The organism is Burkholderia sp. AU27893 (assembly GCF_002223205.1).
In the GTDB taxonomy this organism is placed as follows: Bacteria; Pseudomonadota; Gammaproteobacteria; order Burkholderiales; family Burkholderiaceae; genus Burkholderia.
Window position 1 is genome coordinate 303,275 of sequence record NZ_NKFD01000001.1, and the last position, 15,046, is coordinate 318,320.

Annotated in this window: 12 protein-coding genes; 3 read left to right on the plus strand and 9 right to left on the minus strand. The window is 66.1% G+C overall.

Going from position 1 to position 15,046, the window contains the following annotated elements; genetic code table 11:
• Positions 1 to 233: 233 nt before the first annotated feature.
• The 4 genes from argC to CFB47_RS01400 form a co-directional block, all read right to left on the minus strand.
• Positions 234 to 1,184, minus strand: a complete 951-nt coding sequence (gene argC, locus CFB47_RS01385; RefSeq protein ID WP_089460330.1) for an N-acetyl-gamma-glutamyl-phosphate reductase — start codon at positions 1,182 to 1,184, stop codon at positions 234 to 236.
• Between the two features lie 154 nt (positions 1,185 to 1,338).
• Positions 1,339 to 1,911: a flavodoxin family protein gene (locus CFB47_RS01390; RefSeq protein WP_039366855.1), complete on the minus strand. Its 573-nt coding sequence runs from the start codon at positions 1,909 to 1,911 to the stop codon at positions 1,339 to 1,341.
• A gap of 233 nt (positions 1,912 to 2,144) precedes the next feature.
• Positions 2,145 to 2,738 carry a YbhB/YbcL family Raf kinase inhibitor-like protein gene (locus CFB47_RS01395; RefSeq protein WP_089455425.1) on the minus strand — a complete coding sequence of 198 codons (594 nt, stop codon included), beginning with the start codon at positions 2,736 to 2,738 and terminating at the stop codon, positions 2,145 to 2,147.
• Between the two features lie 240 nt (positions 2,739 to 2,978).
• Positions 2,979 to 3,665, minus strand: coding sequence for an orotate phosphoribosyltransferase (locus CFB47_RS01400; protein ID WP_011350651.1), 687 nt, complete (start codon positions 3,663 to 3,665; stop codon positions 2,979 to 2,981).
• A gap of 458 nt (positions 3,666 to 4,123) precedes the next feature.
• Here CFB47_RS01400 and CFB47_RS01405 point away from each other — a divergent pair, with 458 nt between their 5' ends.
• Entirely contained in the window at positions 4,124 to 6,394 is a 2,271-nt protein-coding gene (locus CFB47_RS01405) for an NADP-dependent malic enzyme (protein WP_089455426.1), read from the plus strand.
• 148 nt (positions 6,395 to 6,542) lie between these two features.
• Here the strand turns inward: CFB47_RS01405 and CFB47_RS01410 are convergent, their stop codons facing one another.
• On the minus strand, positions 6,543 to 10,133 hold the full coding sequence (locus CFB47_RS01410; protein WP_089460331.1) for an indolepyruvate ferredoxin oxidoreductase family protein: 3,591 nt from the start codon (positions 10,131 to 10,133) through the stop codon (positions 6,543 to 6,545).
• 330 nt (positions 10,134 to 10,463) lie between these two features.
• Between CFB47_RS01410 and CFB47_RS01415 the strand changes: the two genes are divergently transcribed.
• Entirely contained in the window at positions 10,464 to 10,658 is a 195-nt protein-coding gene (locus CFB47_RS01415) for a hypothetical protein (RefSeq protein ID WP_089455428.1), read from the plus strand.
• A 132-nt stretch (positions 10,659 to 10,790) separates the two neighbouring features.
• Here the strand turns inward: CFB47_RS01415 and hppD are convergent, their stop codons facing one another.
• Positions 10,791 to 11,888 (minus strand): 4-hydroxyphenylpyruvate dioxygenase, encoded by a 1,098-nt coding sequence (hppD, locus tag CFB47_RS01420; RefSeq protein WP_089460332.1) that lies wholly within the window; start codon positions 11,886 to 11,888, stop codon positions 10,791 to 10,793.
• Between the two features lie 212 nt (positions 11,889 to 12,100).
• Here hppD and CFB47_RS01425 point away from each other — a divergent pair, with 212 nt between their 5' ends.
• Entirely contained in the window at positions 12,101 to 12,625 is a 525-nt protein-coding gene (locus tag CFB47_RS01425; RefSeq protein WP_011655746.1) for an Lrp/AsnC family transcriptional regulator, read from the plus strand.
• A 57-nt stretch (positions 12,626 to 12,682) separates the two neighbouring features.
• Here the strand turns inward: CFB47_RS01425 and CFB47_RS01430 are convergent, their stop codons facing one another.
• From CFB47_RS01430 to CFB47_RS01440, 3 genes are all read right to left on the minus strand, one after another.
• Positions 12,683 to 13,330: a GNAT family N-acetyltransferase gene (locus tag CFB47_RS01430; protein WP_039366876.1), complete on the minus strand. Its 648-nt coding sequence runs from the start codon at positions 13,328 to 13,330 to the stop codon at positions 12,683 to 12,685.
• Positions 13,331 to 13,565: 235 nt separating this feature from the next.
• Complete coding sequence (locus CFB47_RS01435) at positions 13,566 to 14,171, minus strand: TetR/AcrR family transcriptional regulator (RefSeq protein ID WP_006482923.1); 606 nt, start codon at positions 14,169 to 14,171, stop codon at positions 13,566 to 13,568.
• 16 nt (positions 14,172 to 14,187) lie between these two features.
• Positions 14,188 to 15,012 carry a DUF1835 domain-containing protein gene (locus CFB47_RS01440; protein WP_089439020.1) on the minus strand — a complete coding sequence of 275 codons (825 nt, stop codon included), beginning with the start codon at positions 15,010 to 15,012 and terminating at the stop codon, positions 14,188 to 14,190.
• Between the last annotated feature and the right edge of the window lie 34 nt (positions 15,013 to 15,046).

Sequence of the window (15,046 nt, forward strand, 5' to 3'; positions counted from 1 at the left end):
CCGGCGCAGCGCCTTCCTGCGTATAACGGCAGCGTTTAAAGCGGCGGTATCCGGTTTATCCCTATTCGGGATTGACTGGATAAAGAAAGGGCGGGGTTAATTCACGGGTAATCGCGCAATGGAAAGCTTGTAAATATTTGTAAATGCGCGATCCGGAATTTTTTATATATTGCCTGACAGGGGTAAATAAAAAGCCGGCCAGTGGCCGGCTTTGCATTGCATGCGATGCTGAATCAGCGTTTGAGACCTGCGTCCTCGGCCGCGCCGATGCTCAGGTTCATGCACTGGATCGCGGCGCCCGATGCGCCCTTGCCGAGGTTGTCGAGGCGCGCGACCGTGACGAAGCGCTCCGCGTTGCCGAACACGAACAGGTCGACCCGGTTCGTGTCGTTGTTCGCCTGCACGTCGAAGAAGCCGCCGTCGAGGTTCGCGTCCGCATCGAACGCTGCGACGCGCACGAATGCTTCGTCCGCGTAGTACTCGGCGAACACGCGCTGCACGTCCTGCGGCGTCGTGCGTTTCGCGAGCTGCTCGGGCGTGAAGTAGGTCGTCACCGCGAGGCCCTTCAGGAACGGCCCGACGATCGGCGTGAAGATCGGCGGGTTCGCGAGGCCCGTGTGCGCGGCCATTTCCGGCAGGTGCTTGTGCGTGAGGCCGAGCGCATACGGGCGCGGGCTCGCGAGCTTGCCGTCCGGCGTGGCGTTTTCATAGTCGGCGATCATCGACTTGCCGCCACCGCTGTAGCCGGTGATCGAGTAGCTGTGCGCGGCGAACGTCGGTGCGACGATGCCGGCATCGACGAGCGGACGCATCGCGAGCACGAAGGCCGACGCGTGGCAGCCCGGCACGGCGATGCGCTTCGACGTGCGAATCTTCTCGCGCTGCGCGCGGGTCAGTTCCGGCAGGCCGTACGCCCAGTCGGCGCTGGTGCGGAACGCGGTGCTCGCGTCGATCAGCGTCGTGTTCGGGTTCTCGACGAGCGACGCCGATTCGCGCGATGCAACGTCCGGCAGGCACAGGAACGTGACGTCCGACGCGTTGATCAGACGGCGGCGCTCTTCGACGTCCTTGCGCTTCGCCTCATCGATGCGCAGGATCTCGATGTCGCTGCGTGCCGACAGGTATTCGAAGATCTTGAGGCCGGTCGTGCCTTCCTGGCCGTCGACAAAAACTTTGGTGCTCATTTCGCTCTCACTGAATGAAACGGGGGCCCGCGCCCTGAATCCGCCATTTTAAGACGTCATCCGGCGGCCCTGCACCGCGCGGGGCGAAAAAAAGACGGCCGGCGGGCCGTCTTGTGTCCCTTTGTCGCCCGCCGGAGCGGGCGCCAGGGCATGCTCAGCCGCGGCCGGCCACCCACCGGGCGGTCGCTTCGGCAACCCGCCGGCCGAATGCCTTGCCGGTCTCGAGGTCGCCCGGCAGCGGGCCTTCGTCGGGCGTCGAATCGGCCGGCGACTGCGCGAGCAGGCCCGTCGAGCCGCCCAGGTAGTTGATGTCGTTGCGCGTGGCCGCCTTCGAGTTGGCCGGCATCAGGCTCGTGCCGACCCACACCATCCCATGCTGCATCGACAGCGTGACGAAATATTGAATCGTCGAGAACTTGTCGCCGTTCATCGTCGCGGAGTTCGTGAAGCCCGCGGCGATCTTGTCCTTCCATTTCTGCGTGAACCACGCTTTCGACGTCGCGTCGGCAAACTGCTTGAACTGCGCCGACGGGCCGCCCATGTAGGTCGGCGCGCCGAAGACGATCGCGTCGGCCGCGTCGAGCGCGGCCCAGCCCGCGTCGTCGACGTCGCCGACGGCGAGCAGGCGCACGGTCGCGCCGGCATCCTGCGCGCCCGCGTGCACGGCCTCGGCCAGTTTCTGCGTGTGACCGTAGCCGCTGTGATAGACGATGACGATGTTCGACATGAAGCGTTCTCCGGAAAGGAACGGGAACGGCGGCCCGCAGGCTCGCCGCGTCACGCGCTGCCGGTGGGCGGCGCGACGGATGCGCGGCAGGGTGCCGCGTCCGGTGACGACGAGTCTAGCAAGCCGAAATGACGGGAGAACGCGTGAGCGCGGAGCATGCCATGCCGCGGCGGCCGGCAATCGCGGTGCGGCGGCGTGGCGGCGCGTCACGCCCGCCGCCCGTCACTGCCCCGTTACTGTCCGTAGTTGACCGTGAGTTGCGCGGTACCGATCGCCAGCGTGCCGATCTCGTGCTCGAACATCGGCGCGGGGCGGCCCTGCGCGACGCGCAGGTCGTCGCCCTTGAGCGCATAGACGGTGATCACGTAGCGGTGCGGCTTGCCCGGCGGCGGGCACGGGCCGCCGTAGCCGTCGATCCCGAAGTCGTTGCGCGCCTCGCTCGCGCCGATGCGCCGCAGGAACCCGGACGCGCTCGCGTCGGCGGGCAGGCTCGTGACCGTCGCCGGAATGCCCGCCACCGCCCAGTGCCACCAGCCGTGCCCCGGCGCATCGGGATCGAAGACCGTGACCGCATAGCCGCGCGTGCCGGGCGGCGGGTTGTGCCAGGCGAGCTGCGGCGAGTGGTTGCCGCCCTTGCAGTCGCCGCGGTCGAACACGTTCGCGGCGCGGACGCGCCCGCCCGGCGTCAGGTCGTCGCTCGTCACGGTGAACGGGCCTTCCGCATGCGCGGGCAGGGCAGAGAGGGCGGCGGCGTAAAGGAGGGCGGCGAGGAACGGCGACGGGCGACCTGATGGCGCAGGCGGAGTGATCCGGCGATCCACACGCATATGGCGCTTCTCCCGTCACGTGGGCCGGACCGATGCGTCCGGCATTGTTGGCGTAGTGCGTTGCCTGCGCAGCTGATGGCAGCGATGGATCAAGTCTAGCATTAGGGTTCGATGAGCGACGCACGCCGCGACGCGTGGTCGCGATCGTTTCCCGCACGAATCGACGGACGAAAAAAAGCCGCCCGCGATGAAGCGGGCGGCTCGTTCAGCCAGGACGCCGGCCGGCGGGCCGGCGCGGCCTCAGTCCTTCGGGGACGTTGCGCCGCCGTGCGCAGCCGACCACTCGGCCGGTGCGTGCAGGAATTTCTCGACTTCGTCGAGCGTCTTCGTCTCGAAGTAGCCCGAGGCCTTCGCGACGCGCAGCACGTCCCACCACGTGGCGAGCGCGTGCAGGTCGACGTCGATGTCCTTCAGGACCGACACGCTTTCCTTGAAGATGTTGTAGTGGAACAGCACGAAGCAGTGGTTCACCGTCGCGCCCGCGGTGCGCAGCGCGTTGACGAAGTTGATCTTGCTGCGGCTGTCGGTCGTCAGGTCTTCCACCAGCAGCACGCGCGAGCCTTCTTCCAGATGGCCTTCGATCTGCGCGTTGCGGCCGAAACCCTTCGGCTTTTTGCGCACGTACTGCATCGGCACCATCATCCGGTCCGCGATCCAGGCCGCGAACGGGATGCCGGCCGTCTCGCCGCCCGCCACCGCGTCGATCTGCTCGAAGCCGATGTCGCGCGTGATCGTCGTTTCAGCCATTTCCATCAGCGCGCGGCGCACGCGCGGATACGAAATCAGCTTGCGGCAGTCGATGTAGACGGGGCTTGCCCAGCCGGACGTGAAGATGAACGGTTTTTCTGCGTTGAAGTGCACTGCTTGTACTTCGAGCAGGATTTTGGCGGTCGTATCCGAGATCGACTGACGATCGTAGCCTGTCATGGGCATTCCTTGGGTGATGAGCGAAGAGCGGGCGCGGGCCCGGTGGCGCAGCAAGGGGAACCTGCCCGGAGGGCCGGGGCGCGATCGGAGGGCCAATCGCATCGCTGCGCGCGTAGCCCGCTATTTTACCCGATTCAGGCCGGTTTTCGGCGGAATTCGCGCGGGTTCGCCGCGCGGCTCACCACCGGCGAAACAAGCGGGGCCGGATCGCTTGCGCTGATGCGGGGGATGCGGCGTTGCACCAACATGCGTCATTTAGGGGGTGTACACTAGGCGACCCTTAGAAATCGTTCAGTACTTTGTACTTTCCTCTTGCCACCCGCCAAGGTTCGATGGCGTGCCGATCCGGCGCGTCGCGTGCCGTCTCGCAGTCGATCACCCCCTCGATTCAAGCAGACGCGGCCGAAGGTGCGGCGTACTGAACCGTCAATATTTCGCATGTCTCTCGCAGGTCAATCATGGACGAACAACTGAAGCAGGCCGCACTCGCTTATCACCTGAACCCGAAACCCGGCAAGATTTCGGTCACCCCGACCAAGCCGCTGTCGAACCAGCTGGATCTGTCGCTCGCGTATTCGCCGGGCGTCGCCGCTGCGTGCGAAGCGATCCACGCCGATCCGCTCGACGCGCAGAAGTACACGTCGCGCGGCAACCTCGTCGGCGTCATCACGAACGGCACCGCCGTGCTCGGCCTCGGCAACATCGGCCCGCTCGCCGCGAAGCCGGTGATGGAAGGCAAGGGCTGCCTCTTCAAGAAATTCGCGGGCATCGACGTGTTCGACATCGAACTGTCGGAGTCCGACCCCGACAAGCTCGTCGAGGCGATCGCGATGCTCGAGCCGACGCTCGGCGGCATCAACCTCGAGGACATCAAGGCGCCGGAATGCTTCTACATCGAGCAGAAGCTGCGCGAGCGCATGAAGATTCCCGTCTTCCACGATGACCAGCACGGCACCGCGATCATCGCGTCGGCCGCGATCCTGAACGGCCTGACGGTCGTCGGCAAGAAACTGTCCGAAGTGAAGCTCGTGTGCTCGGGCGCGGGCGCCGCGGCGATCGCGTGTCTGGACCTGCTGGTGAACCTCGGCCTGACGAAGTCGAACATCCTCGTCGCCGATTCGAAGGGCGTGATCTACGAAGGGCGCGGCAACCTCGATCCGTCGAAGCAGCGCTATGCGGCGACCACCGACGCACGCACGCTCGCCGATGCGATCGTCGGTGCGGACGTGTTCCTCGGCTGCTCGAGCGCGGGCGTGCTGAAGCAGGACATGGTCAAGACGATGGGCGAGCGCCCGCTGATCCTGGCGCTCGCGAACCCGGAACCGGAAATTCGCCCGGAAGACGCGAAGGCCGTGCGCCCGGACGCGATCGTCGCGACCGGCCGTTCGGACTACCCGAACCAGGTCAACAACGTGCTGTGCTTCCCGTTCATCTTCCGCGGCGCGCTCGACGTCGGCGCGACGACGATCACGGAAGAAATGAAGCTCGCGTGCGTGCGCGCGATCGCCGAGCTGGCGCAGGAAACCGACCAGAGCGAGGAAGTCGCGAAGGCGTATGAAGGCCACTCGCTCGAATTCGGGCCGGACTACCTGATTCCGAAGCCGTTCGACCCGCGCCTGATCATCAAGATCGCGCCGGCCGTCGCGCAAGCCGCGATGGATTCGGGCGTCGCCACCCGTCCGATCCAGGACATGGACGCGTACCGCGAGCAGCTCGGCGCGACCGTCTACCGCACCGGCATGGTGATGCGTCCGGTGTTCGCCACCGCGAAGCAGAAGCAGGCCCGCATCGTGTTCGCCGAGGGCGAGGACGAGCGCGTGCTGCGTGCCGCGCAGTTCGTGCTGCAGGAAAAGATCGCGAAGCCGATCCTCGTCGGCCGTCCGTCGGTCATCGACATGCGCCTCGCGAAGATCGGCTCGAAGCTGAAGGCCGGCACCGATTTCGAGATCGTCGATCCGGAAGACGATGCGCGCTACCACCGCTACTGGCAGGCGTATCAGGAGATCGGCGCGCGCGACGGCGTGACGCCGGAAGTCGCGAAGGCGGCGATGCGCAAGTTCAACACGCTGATCGGCGCGATGCTCGTGCATCTGGGCGACGCGGACGGGATGATCTGCGGGATGATCGACACGTTCCACAGCCACCTGAAGTTCATCGAGCAGGTGCTGGGCCGTGCGAAGGGCGCCGAGCACTTCGCGGCGATGAACCTGCTGATGCTGCCGGGCCGCAACCTGTTCGTGTGCGATACGTACGTGAACGAGCTGCCGAGCGCGGAACAGCTCGCCGACATGACGATCCAGGCCGCGGCCGAGATCGAGCGCTTCGGCATCGTGCCGAAGGCTGCGCTGCTGTCGAACTCGAACTTCGGCAGCGCGCCGTCGGCGTCGTCGCGCCGCATGGGCGAAGCCCGCAAGCTGATCGTCGAACGTGCGCCGAACCTGGAAGTCGACGGCGAAATGCACGGCGACGCGGCGCTGTCGGAAATGATCCGCAAGCAGGCCTTCCCCGGCACGACGCTGTCGGGCGAAGCGAACCTGCTGATCATGCCGAACGTCGAAGCGGCGAACATCGCGTACAACCTGCTGAAGATGGTCGGCGGCGAAGGCGTGACGGTCGGCCCGTTCCTGCTCGGCGCGGCGAAGCCGGCCCACATCCTGACGCCGGCCGCGACCGTGCGCCGGATCATCAACATGACGGCCGTTGCCGCCGCGAACGTGAACACGAAGTAAGTCCACGCCCGCGTGTGCCGCGCTTCACGCGCGGCGCAATGAAAAACGCCACGGAACCTGCGTTCCGTGGCGTTTTTTTTCGCGAAGCGACGTGAGCGGATAGCCGCTCACTGGCGGGCATCCGGCCGCGAATGCCCGCCGCGTGCCGTTACGCGACCTGCTGGTGCGACTGGCCGCCGGCCGGCGAACGCCACTTCGCGAGGAGCGTGTCCCACTTCACCCGTACCGCGCGCAGGTTGTTCTCCTTCACGTGGCCATAGCCGCGAATGCCGTCCGGCAGCGCCGCGAGTTCGACGCCGAGCGGGCGGTTGGCCGCGTTCAGCTTGGCGAGCACCTCGTCGATCAGCGCTTCGTACTCGCCGATCAGCGCACGCTCGGTGCGACGCTCCGCGGTACGGCCGAACGGGTCGAGCCCCGTGCCGCGCAGGAACTTCGCCTTCGCGAGCAGCCGGAACGCCGACATCATCCACGGGCCGTACGCCTTCTTCACGAGATGGCCGTGGGCGTCCGTTTTCGCGAACAGCGGCGGCGCGAGGTGGAATTTCAGCTTCCAGTCGCCTTCGAACTGCGCGGTCAGGCGCGCGAGGAACGCCGGATCGGACTGCAGCCGCGCGACCTCGTATTCGTCCTTGTACGCCATCAGCTTGAACAGGTTGCGCGCGACCGCTTCGGTCAGCTGCTCCTGCGCCGTGTCGCCGTCCGCCAGTGTGCGCTCGGCGGCGCGCACCTTGTCGACGAACGCCGCATAGCGTGCCGCATACGCGGCATTCTGGTACGCGGTGAGGAATTCCACGCGCTTCGCGATCAGCGCGTCGACCGCCTTCTTCGTGTGCAGCGAAATCACCGTGGCGCCTTGCACGGGGCGCGCGTCGCCGGCCGCGGCCTGCTTCACGCTCGCCAGGTCGTACGCGGCGCGGCGGCCCCAGTCGAAGGCCGCACGGTTCTTCTCGACCGATACCGCATTCAGCTCGATCGCGCGGACCAGCGACGCGAGCGTCAGCGGCAGCCAGCCCTTTTGCCACGCGTAGCCGAGCACGAACGGGTTCGTGTAGATCGCGTCGCCGAGCAGCGCGACCGCGAAGCGGTTCGCGTCGATGAAATCGACGGCTTCGCCCGCCGCCGCACGGATGTCGTTTTCCGCGGACAGGCCGGGGAACGACCAGTTCGGGTTCTTGATGAACTCGGCGGTCGGCGTCTGCGCGCTGTTGACGACCACGCGCGTCGTGTCGTGCCGCATCCGCGACGTGCATTCGTCGCCGGCCGTGACGATCGCGTCGCAGCCGATCACGAGGTCGGCTTCGCCCATCGCGATCCGCGTTGCGTGGATGTCGGTCGGCGCGTGCGAGATCTGCACGTGGCTCATCACGGCGCCGCCCTTCTGCGCGAGGCCGGTGACGTCGAGCACGGTCACGCCCTTGTTTTCCAGGTGCGCGGCCATCCCGAGCAGTGCGCCGATCGTGACGACGCCCGTGCCGCCGACGCCCGTGACAAGCACGCCGTAGGCGCGGTCGATGTCCGGCAGCGTCGGTTCGGGGATCGGCGGCAGTGCGTTGCCGTCGACCGACACGGCCTTCGGCTTCTTCAGCTGGCCGCCCTCGACCGTGACGAAGCTCGGGCAGAAGCCCTTCACGCACGAGAAATCCTTGTTGCAGCTCGACTGGTTGATCTGGCGCTTCGTGCCGAATTCGGTTTCCAGCGGCTCGACCGACAGGCAGTTCGACTGCACCGAGCAGTCGCCGCAGCCCTCGCACACCGCGTCGTTGATCACCACGCGCTTGGCCGGGTCCGGATACGTGCCGCGTTTGCGGCGGCGGCGTTTCTCGGTCGCGCAGGTCTGGTCGTAGATCAGGATCGTCGTGCCTTCGATCTCGCGCAGCTCGCGCTGCACGTCGTCGAGCTGGTCGCGGTGATGGATCGTCACGCCCGGCGCGAGCAGCGCCTTCTGGCTGTCGTACTTCTCCGGCTCGTCGGTGACGATCACGATCTTCTTCGCGCCTTCGGACGCGAGCTGGTGCGTGATCTGCGGCACCGTCAGCACGCCGTCGACCGGCTGGCCGCCCGTCATCGCCACGGCGTCGTTGTAGAGGATCTTGTAGGTGATGTTCGCCTTCGACGAGATCGCCGCGCGCACGGCCAGCAGGCCCGAGTGGAAATAGGTGCCGTCGCCGAGGTTCGCGAACACGTGCTTCTCGTCCGTGAACGGCGCCTGGCCGATCCACGGCACGCCTTCACCGCCCATCTGGCTGAAGGTGCTCGTGCTGCGGTCCATCCACACGGTCATGTAGTGGCAGCCGATGCCGGCGATCGCGCGCGAGCCTTCCGGCACGTTGGTCGACGTGTTGTGCGGGCAGCCCGAGCAGAACCACGGCTTGCGCTCGGTCTGCACGTGCGGCTTCGCGAGCGCCATTTCCTTCGCGTTGATCACGGCGAGGCGCGCGGCGATGCGCGCCCGCACGTCGGACGGCAGCTCGAACTTCTCGAGGCGTGTCGCGATCGCCTTCGCGATGATCGCGGGTGACAGCTCGTAGTGCGCGGGCAGCAGCCAGTTGCCCATCGGCACCGACCATTCGCCGCCGGCGCCGTCCTTCTCGTCGAACTTGCCGAACACGCGCGGACGTTGCCCGTCGGGCCAGTTGTACAGCTCTTCCTTGATCGCGTATTCGAGGATCTGGCGCTTTTCCTCGACGACGAGGATTTCGTCGAGCCCGCGCGCGAACGCCTGCGCGCCCTGCGCTTCGAGCGGCCACACGCAGCCGACCTTGTAGAGCCGGATGCCGATCCGCGCGCAGGTTTCGTCGTCGAGGCCGAGGTCGGTCAGCGCCTGGCGCACGTCGAGGTACGCCTTGCCGCCGGTCATGATCCCGAAGCGCGCGCTCGGCGAATCGATCTCGATGCGATCGAGCTTGTTCGCACGCACATAGGCGAGCGCCGCATACCACTTGTAGTCGAGCAGCCGGGCTTCCTGCACGAGCGGCGGGTCGGGCCAGCGGATGTTCAGGCCCCCTTCCGGCAGGATGAAGTCGGTCGGCAGCACGATCTCGGTGCGATGCGGGTCGATGTCGACCGATGCCGACGATTCGACCACGTCCGTCACGCACTTGAGCGCGACCCACAGGCCCGAGTAGCGGCTCATCGCCCAGCCGTGCAGGCCGAAGTCGAGATATTCCTGCACGTTGGACGGGAACAGCACCGGTAGCCCGCAGGCCTTGAAGATGTGTTCGGACTGGTGCGCGAGCGTCGACGATTTCGCTGCGTGGTCGTCGCCGGCGAGCACCAGCACGCCGCCGTGCTGCGACGAGCCGGCCGAGTTCGCGTGCTTGAACACGTCGCCCGTGCGGTCGACGCCCGGGCCCTTGCCGTACCACATGCCGAACACGCCGTCGTGCTTCGCGCCGGGGTACAGGTTCACCTGCTGCGAGCCCCACACGGCGGTGGCGGCGAGATCTTCGTTGAGGCCGGGCTGGAAGACGATCTGGTGGGCGGCCAGGTGCTGCTTGGCTTTCCAGAGCGACAGATCGAGGCCGCCGAGCGGGGAACCGCGATAGCCGGAGATGAAGCCGGCGGTATTGAGGCCGGCGGCACGATCGCGTTCCTGCTGGAGCATCGGCAGGCGCACGAGGGCCTGGATGCCGCTCATGTACGCGCGGCCGCGTTCCAGTGTGTATTTGTCGTCAAGCGTGACGGACTTCAGCGCGGCTTCTAGCGATGCGCGTTGGCCTGCGTCTAGCGGGGCATTCATTAACTGTCTCCTCCACCCAGTTTGGGATCACCAAAACTCGACTGCTTCGGGCGTCTTGTGGACGCGTCTGCAGTGGCCGGCATATTGGCCGGTTTTAAGCGATGGTAGCACTGGGGCAAACCCGCCGCCCATCGGTTGGAACGCGGGGGAATTGCGGCGGCGCATCAGAAAAACAGGGCGGAACCATGCGTTACATCATGTAAAAGCATGTAAAGCCGGCCCCATCTTCGGGCAAACGCCGTTAATCTTGTCGGCCTGCCGGAGGTGCCCGGTCGCGTTGGCTTGTTTCGACGCAATCGGGGAGGCGCCGGCAGTTTTACAGGAGGTGCAATGAACACACGTCATATCCAGAGTTTCCTGATCGTGTCCGCCGCGTTTTTCTCGATGACCGGCCCGGTGCACGCGCGAGGCGCGAGCGCCCTGGCGGCCGCCGGCGCGCAGATGCAGCAGATCGTGCCGGGCCAGGACGCCGTCGCGCAGCCGTCGGCCGAGCGCGCCGTCGAGTCGAAGGCGAACGCGCGTTGATCCGCTCGCGCGGCCCGCGGGCCGCGCCGGAATGCAAAAAGGGCGGGAATCCACGGATTCCCGCCCTTTTTATTTGCGCCGCGAGATCGTGCAGGCTGCCGGGTTGCCCCGGGCAGCCGCCCGCCGGATGCGTCAGGCCTTGTCCTGCACGACGCCGCGGCGGATCTGGTCGAGTTCGATCGATTCGAACAGCGCCTTGAAGTTGCCTTCGCCGAAGCCCTGGTTGCCCTTGCGCTGGATGATCTCGAAGAAGATCGGCCCGATCTGGTTCTCGGTGAAGATCTGCAGCAGCAGGTCGTCGCGTGCGCCGTCGATCAGGATCTTGCGCTTCTTCAGTTCCTCCAGCGATTCGCCGTGGTTCGGCACGCGGCGGTCGACCAGTTCGTAATACGTGTCGATCGTGTCGAGCAGCTTCACTTCCTTGCTGCGCAGGCCATCGACCGCCTGGTAGATGTCGGCGGCGCCGAGCGCGATGTGCTGGATGCCTTCGCCGTGGTATGCGTCGAGGTATTCCTGGATCTGGCCGGCCGTATCCGAGCCTTCCTCGTTGATCGGGATGCGGATCTTGCCGCACGGCGACGTCATCGCCTTCGACTTCACGCCCGTCACCTTGCCTTCGATGTCGAAGTAACGCACTTCGCGGAAGTTGAACAGGCGCTCGTAGAACTCGGCCCATTCCTGCATGCGGCCGCGATGCACGTTGTGCGTCAGGTGATCGATGTAGGTGAGGCCGTGGCCGACCGGGTTCGGGTTCGCGCCGGCGATCGGCTCGAAGTCGACGTCGTAGATGCTGATGTCGCCGATGGCGCCCGGTTGCGCGCCATTCTTGCCGCGCCAGCGGTCGACGAAGTAGATCAGCGAGTCGCCGATGCCCTTGATCGCCGGGATGTTCAGCTCCATCGGGCCGGTCTTGTTGTCGAAGCCCCATGCGCCGAGTTCCAGCGCGTGCTGGTACGCCTTCGCGGCGTCCTGCACGCGGAACGCGATCGCGCAGATCGACGGGCCGTGCAGGCGCGCGAAGCGTTGCGCGAACGAATCGGGTTCGGCGTTGATGATGAAGTTGATGTCGCCCTGGCGGTACACCGTCACGTCCTTGTGGCGGTGGCGCGCGATCGCGGTGAAACCCATCCGTTCGAACAGTTGTCCGAGCGCTTTCGGGTCCGGTGCCGTGTATTCGATGAATTCGAAGCCGTCGGTGCCGACGGGGTTGTCCCAGTTCGGGATCTGCATGGCGTGTCTCCTGTGGGGGCGATCGGCCGGGGCGACGTGTGCAGGCCCGGCCTGGTTCGATGTCGAACGTGGCACACGCGGTGGCGTGCGCGACGAATCGGTGCGTGCGACAAAGTGTAGCGGGCAGCCGCGAGCGTAAACTTGCGAACTTAATTGCCCGAACCTACGATGGCGCAATTTCCCGTCTCAAACCATTCATTGGAGGGCAGAAGATGGCGCAAGCCGAATTGGATGCCATCGACCGGCGGATTCTCGCGATTCTTCAGGAGAACGGGCGCCTGTCGAACCAGGAGATCGCCGAGCGCGTGAACCTGTCGCCGAGTCCCTGCCTGCGGCGGATCCGGCGGCTCGAGGAGATCGGCGTGATCACCGGTTATGTCGCGCTGCTGGACCCGCAGAAGCTCGGGCTCGACCTGCTTGCGTACGTGAGCGTGCGGCTCGAGAAGCGCGGCGGCCTGGCGCCGGTGCGGGCCGACGAAACGTCGGCGCGGGCGGGCGCGACCCATGCGGAGCTGTTTCGCGCGGCCGTGCAGACCTGGCCGGAAGTGGTCGCGTGCCACGCGATGACGGGGGACATGGATTACCTGCTGCGCGTGCAGGTCGAGGACATGGCGCATTTCTCCCGCTTCGTGCAGGAGCACCTGCTGCATCACCCGTCGGTGATCGACGTGAAGACGAGCTTTTCGCTCGAATGCTTCAAGGAGACGACGGCGTTGCCGATTCGTTCGGTGCGCTAGTGCGCGGGGGGAAAGGGGAGGCCGGGCGCGCGGCAGGCGCGGCCCGGCTGGCTGAAGTTACGCCGTCAGCGCGGCGGGCATCAACGATTCGATGAACTTCGTGGTGCGGCGCGCCTGGCGCTTCATCGCGTAGTCGAACACCGCGGCCTGCTCCTGCAGCATCTCGGCGATGATCGTCGAGTGGTCGGCCGGCGGCAGCGACAGGTACGCATCGGCTTCGCCGTACGCGTACTCGATCCGCATCCCGGATTTCTTCGCGATGTGCATCATCGTTGCGTTACGCGACAGGCAGTGCATGTACAGCATCGTCACGTGCGTGTTGCGGCTGCGGATCGCCGCGCGCTCGAACAGCTTCGAGCCGACGCCGCGGCCGCGTGCGCTTTCGAGCACCGACACGCCGAATTCGGCCGTGCGCTTGTCGCCCTCGGCCGGCAGGTAGGCCAGGTGGCCGACGCCGATCAGTTCGAGGTCGTGGTCGAACACGCCGAACACGGTGTCGCGGCCGAAGTCGATCGTGCGGACATAATTCTCGATCACGTGGTCGGGCACCATCTGGCCGAAGCGCAGCAGGCGGTCCTCTTCGTCGAGCGAGAGAAAGTGGGTGAGCATCTGCTCACGGTCTTTGGAAGCCAGTTCCCTGACGAGAACCGGCGCACTGCCGACCGTGCCGACAACTTCGGCAGGGCCGTTGAATTGCGTGTTCATCGTGGGTTCCTCAGTGTGTGGCTGCACAAGCGGGTTGTGCAATGCAACAGCATTTTACCCGACGAGGGTTGGGGAAAACCCGTATTTGACGTTATTTGTGCCGAGGAGAAATTCTAAAACCGCTTAGTTAATTTAGTATCTGTTTGATTTTTAACGGATTTAAAATTCATCATATGAAATGCGCTGCGAGTGGTCGAAGTGTACCCGTCGCGCAACGCATGCTGCTGCGCGGCAATCAGGCCGCCGTCGACAGCCCGCGCTCGATCAGGTCGATCACCTGCTCGGCGAAGTCCCGGTAGCCGAGTCGGCCGCCCGGCTTCAGCCATGTGAACGTCCAGTTGATCATCCCGAACACCATCATCGTCACGGACGTCTGGTTTTCCTTCGAGATGCGGTCCGGGTACGCGCGTGCGAGCTGCCGCGTGAACGCCGCTACGATGTCGCGCTGGCGGTCGAGCACGATTTCGCGCTGCGCGTCCTCGAGATACTTCACGTCGTTGAGCAGCGCGACGTGCCGGCTGTGCGACGTCTCGTATTCGGCGAGGAACGCACGCACGAGCTCCGCGAACGCGTCACGCTCGCTGAGGCCGCGTCGCTGGCTCGCCCCTTCCACCTCGGCGATGATCAGCATCAGCCGTTTCGTGTAGCGGTCGAGCAGGTCGAACAGGATCGCTTCCTTGCTCTCGTAGTAGTGATAGAGGCGCGCCTTCGACGTGCCGCTCGCGGTCGCGAGATCGGACATCGACGTGCTCGGGTAGCTCGTCTGCGCGAATTTCTCGGCGGCCAGATCGAGGATCTGCTCGCGCTGGGATTCGTGGTCGGGCGCTCGGGTACGGGCCATGGTCGAATGGGGAAGATTAGCGGTGCGCGGTGGCCGTGCGGGCCGCGCGCACCTGCGTGGAAGAGAGGGCGTCGGGCGCGTCGTCCTGCAGCTCGAGCCGGCCGGCTGCCGCGAGTTCGCGGCAGCGCCACCAGGCGATCGAGTCGCTGACGAACAGCCCGCCGCGGTCGGCGTCGGCCATGATGGTGCCGACGAGGCGCGCCGCGGGCCGCCAGTCGGTTTCCGCGCGCGCGACGATCAGCGCGTCGAGGTCCTCATAGTAGCCGCTCTTGATCGTGTTGCTGACCCAGTAGCGCAGCTCGGCGTTCAGGTGTTTCGCCTCCTGCCATTCGAGTGCGAGGCGGCCGATGCGCAGTACCGAGATCGGCGCGGCCACCGGGCGCTTGCGCGCCAGCTCGGCCGGCGAGAACATGCCGGTCGCGCACGCCTGGTCGGTGCGCGACAGCGCCGTGCGCTGCGCAGAGTCGAGATCGGCGGCCGACAGGCGCACTTCGTTCAGGCGTTGCGGGACGTTGCGCAGGTGATAGGCGACGCGGCGCAGCAGCAGCTTGTCGCCGACGCTCGGCGCATGCCACACCACCACCTGGCCGGTATCCGTCGCGAGCTGGTCGAGGCGCGCGAACTCGCCTTCGATCTCCGCGTTCCAGTCGGGAATCTGGTCGCCGAGCACGCGCTGCCAGAAGGCGGCGCGCGTGTCGGGCGTCTCGTCGGCGCCCTTGAGCGGCCCGACGCCGAGATCGTCGAGCAATCCGACGACGCGCTCGTCGCGTCCGGCTTGCGCGAGTGCCTCGCGCAGCGACGCGGCGGCGGTGCCGCCCTGAATCACATGAATGGTACTCATCGGCCTGTCGTCAACAAAAGAAAACCGCCGGCCG

Coding starts and splice junctions, on each gene's coding strand:
- argC (WP_089460330.1), bottom strand. CDS start 1,184: ATGAGCACCAAAGTTTTTGTCGACGGCCAGGAAGGCACGACCGGCCTC.
- CFB47_RS01390 (WP_039366855.1), bottom strand. CDS start 1,911: ATGTCGAACATCGTCATCGTCTATCACAGCGGCTACGGTCACACGCAG.
- CFB47_RS01395 (WP_089455425.1), bottom strand. CDS start 2,738: ATGCGTGTGGATCGCCGGATCACTCCGCCTGCGCCATCAGGTCGCCCG.
- CFB47_RS01400 (WP_011350651.1), bottom strand. CDS start 3,665: ATGACAGGCTACGATCGTCAGTCGATCTCGGATACGACCGCCAAAATC.
- CFB47_RS01405 (WP_089455426.1), top strand. CDS start 4,124: ATGGACGAACAACTGAAGCAGGCCGCACTCGCTTATCACCTGAACCCG.
- CFB47_RS01410 (WP_089460331.1), bottom strand. CDS start 10,133: ATGAATGCCCCGCTAGACGCAGGCCAACGCGCATCGCTAGAAGCCGCG.
- CFB47_RS01415 (WP_089455428.1), top strand. CDS start 10,464: ATGAACACACGTCATATCCAGAGTTTCCTGATCGTGTCCGCCGCGTTT.
- hppD (WP_089460332.1), bottom strand. CDS start 11,888: ATGCAGATCCCGAACTGGGACAACCCCGTCGGCACCGACGGCTTCGAA.
- CFB47_RS01425 (WP_011655746.1), top strand. CDS start 12,101: ATGGCGCAAGCCGAATTGGATGCCATCGACCGGCGGATTCTCGCGATT.
- CFB47_RS01430 (WP_039366876.1), bottom strand. CDS start 13,330: ATGAACACGCAATTCAACGGCCCTGCCGAAGTTGTCGGCACGGTCGGC.
- CFB47_RS01435 (WP_006482923.1), bottom strand. CDS start 14,171: ATGGCCCGTACCCGAGCGCCCGACCACGAATCCCAGCGCGAGCAGATC.
- CFB47_RS01440 (WP_089439020.1), bottom strand. CDS start 15,012: ATGAGTACCATTCATGTGATTCAGGGCGGCACCGCCGCCGCGTCGCTG.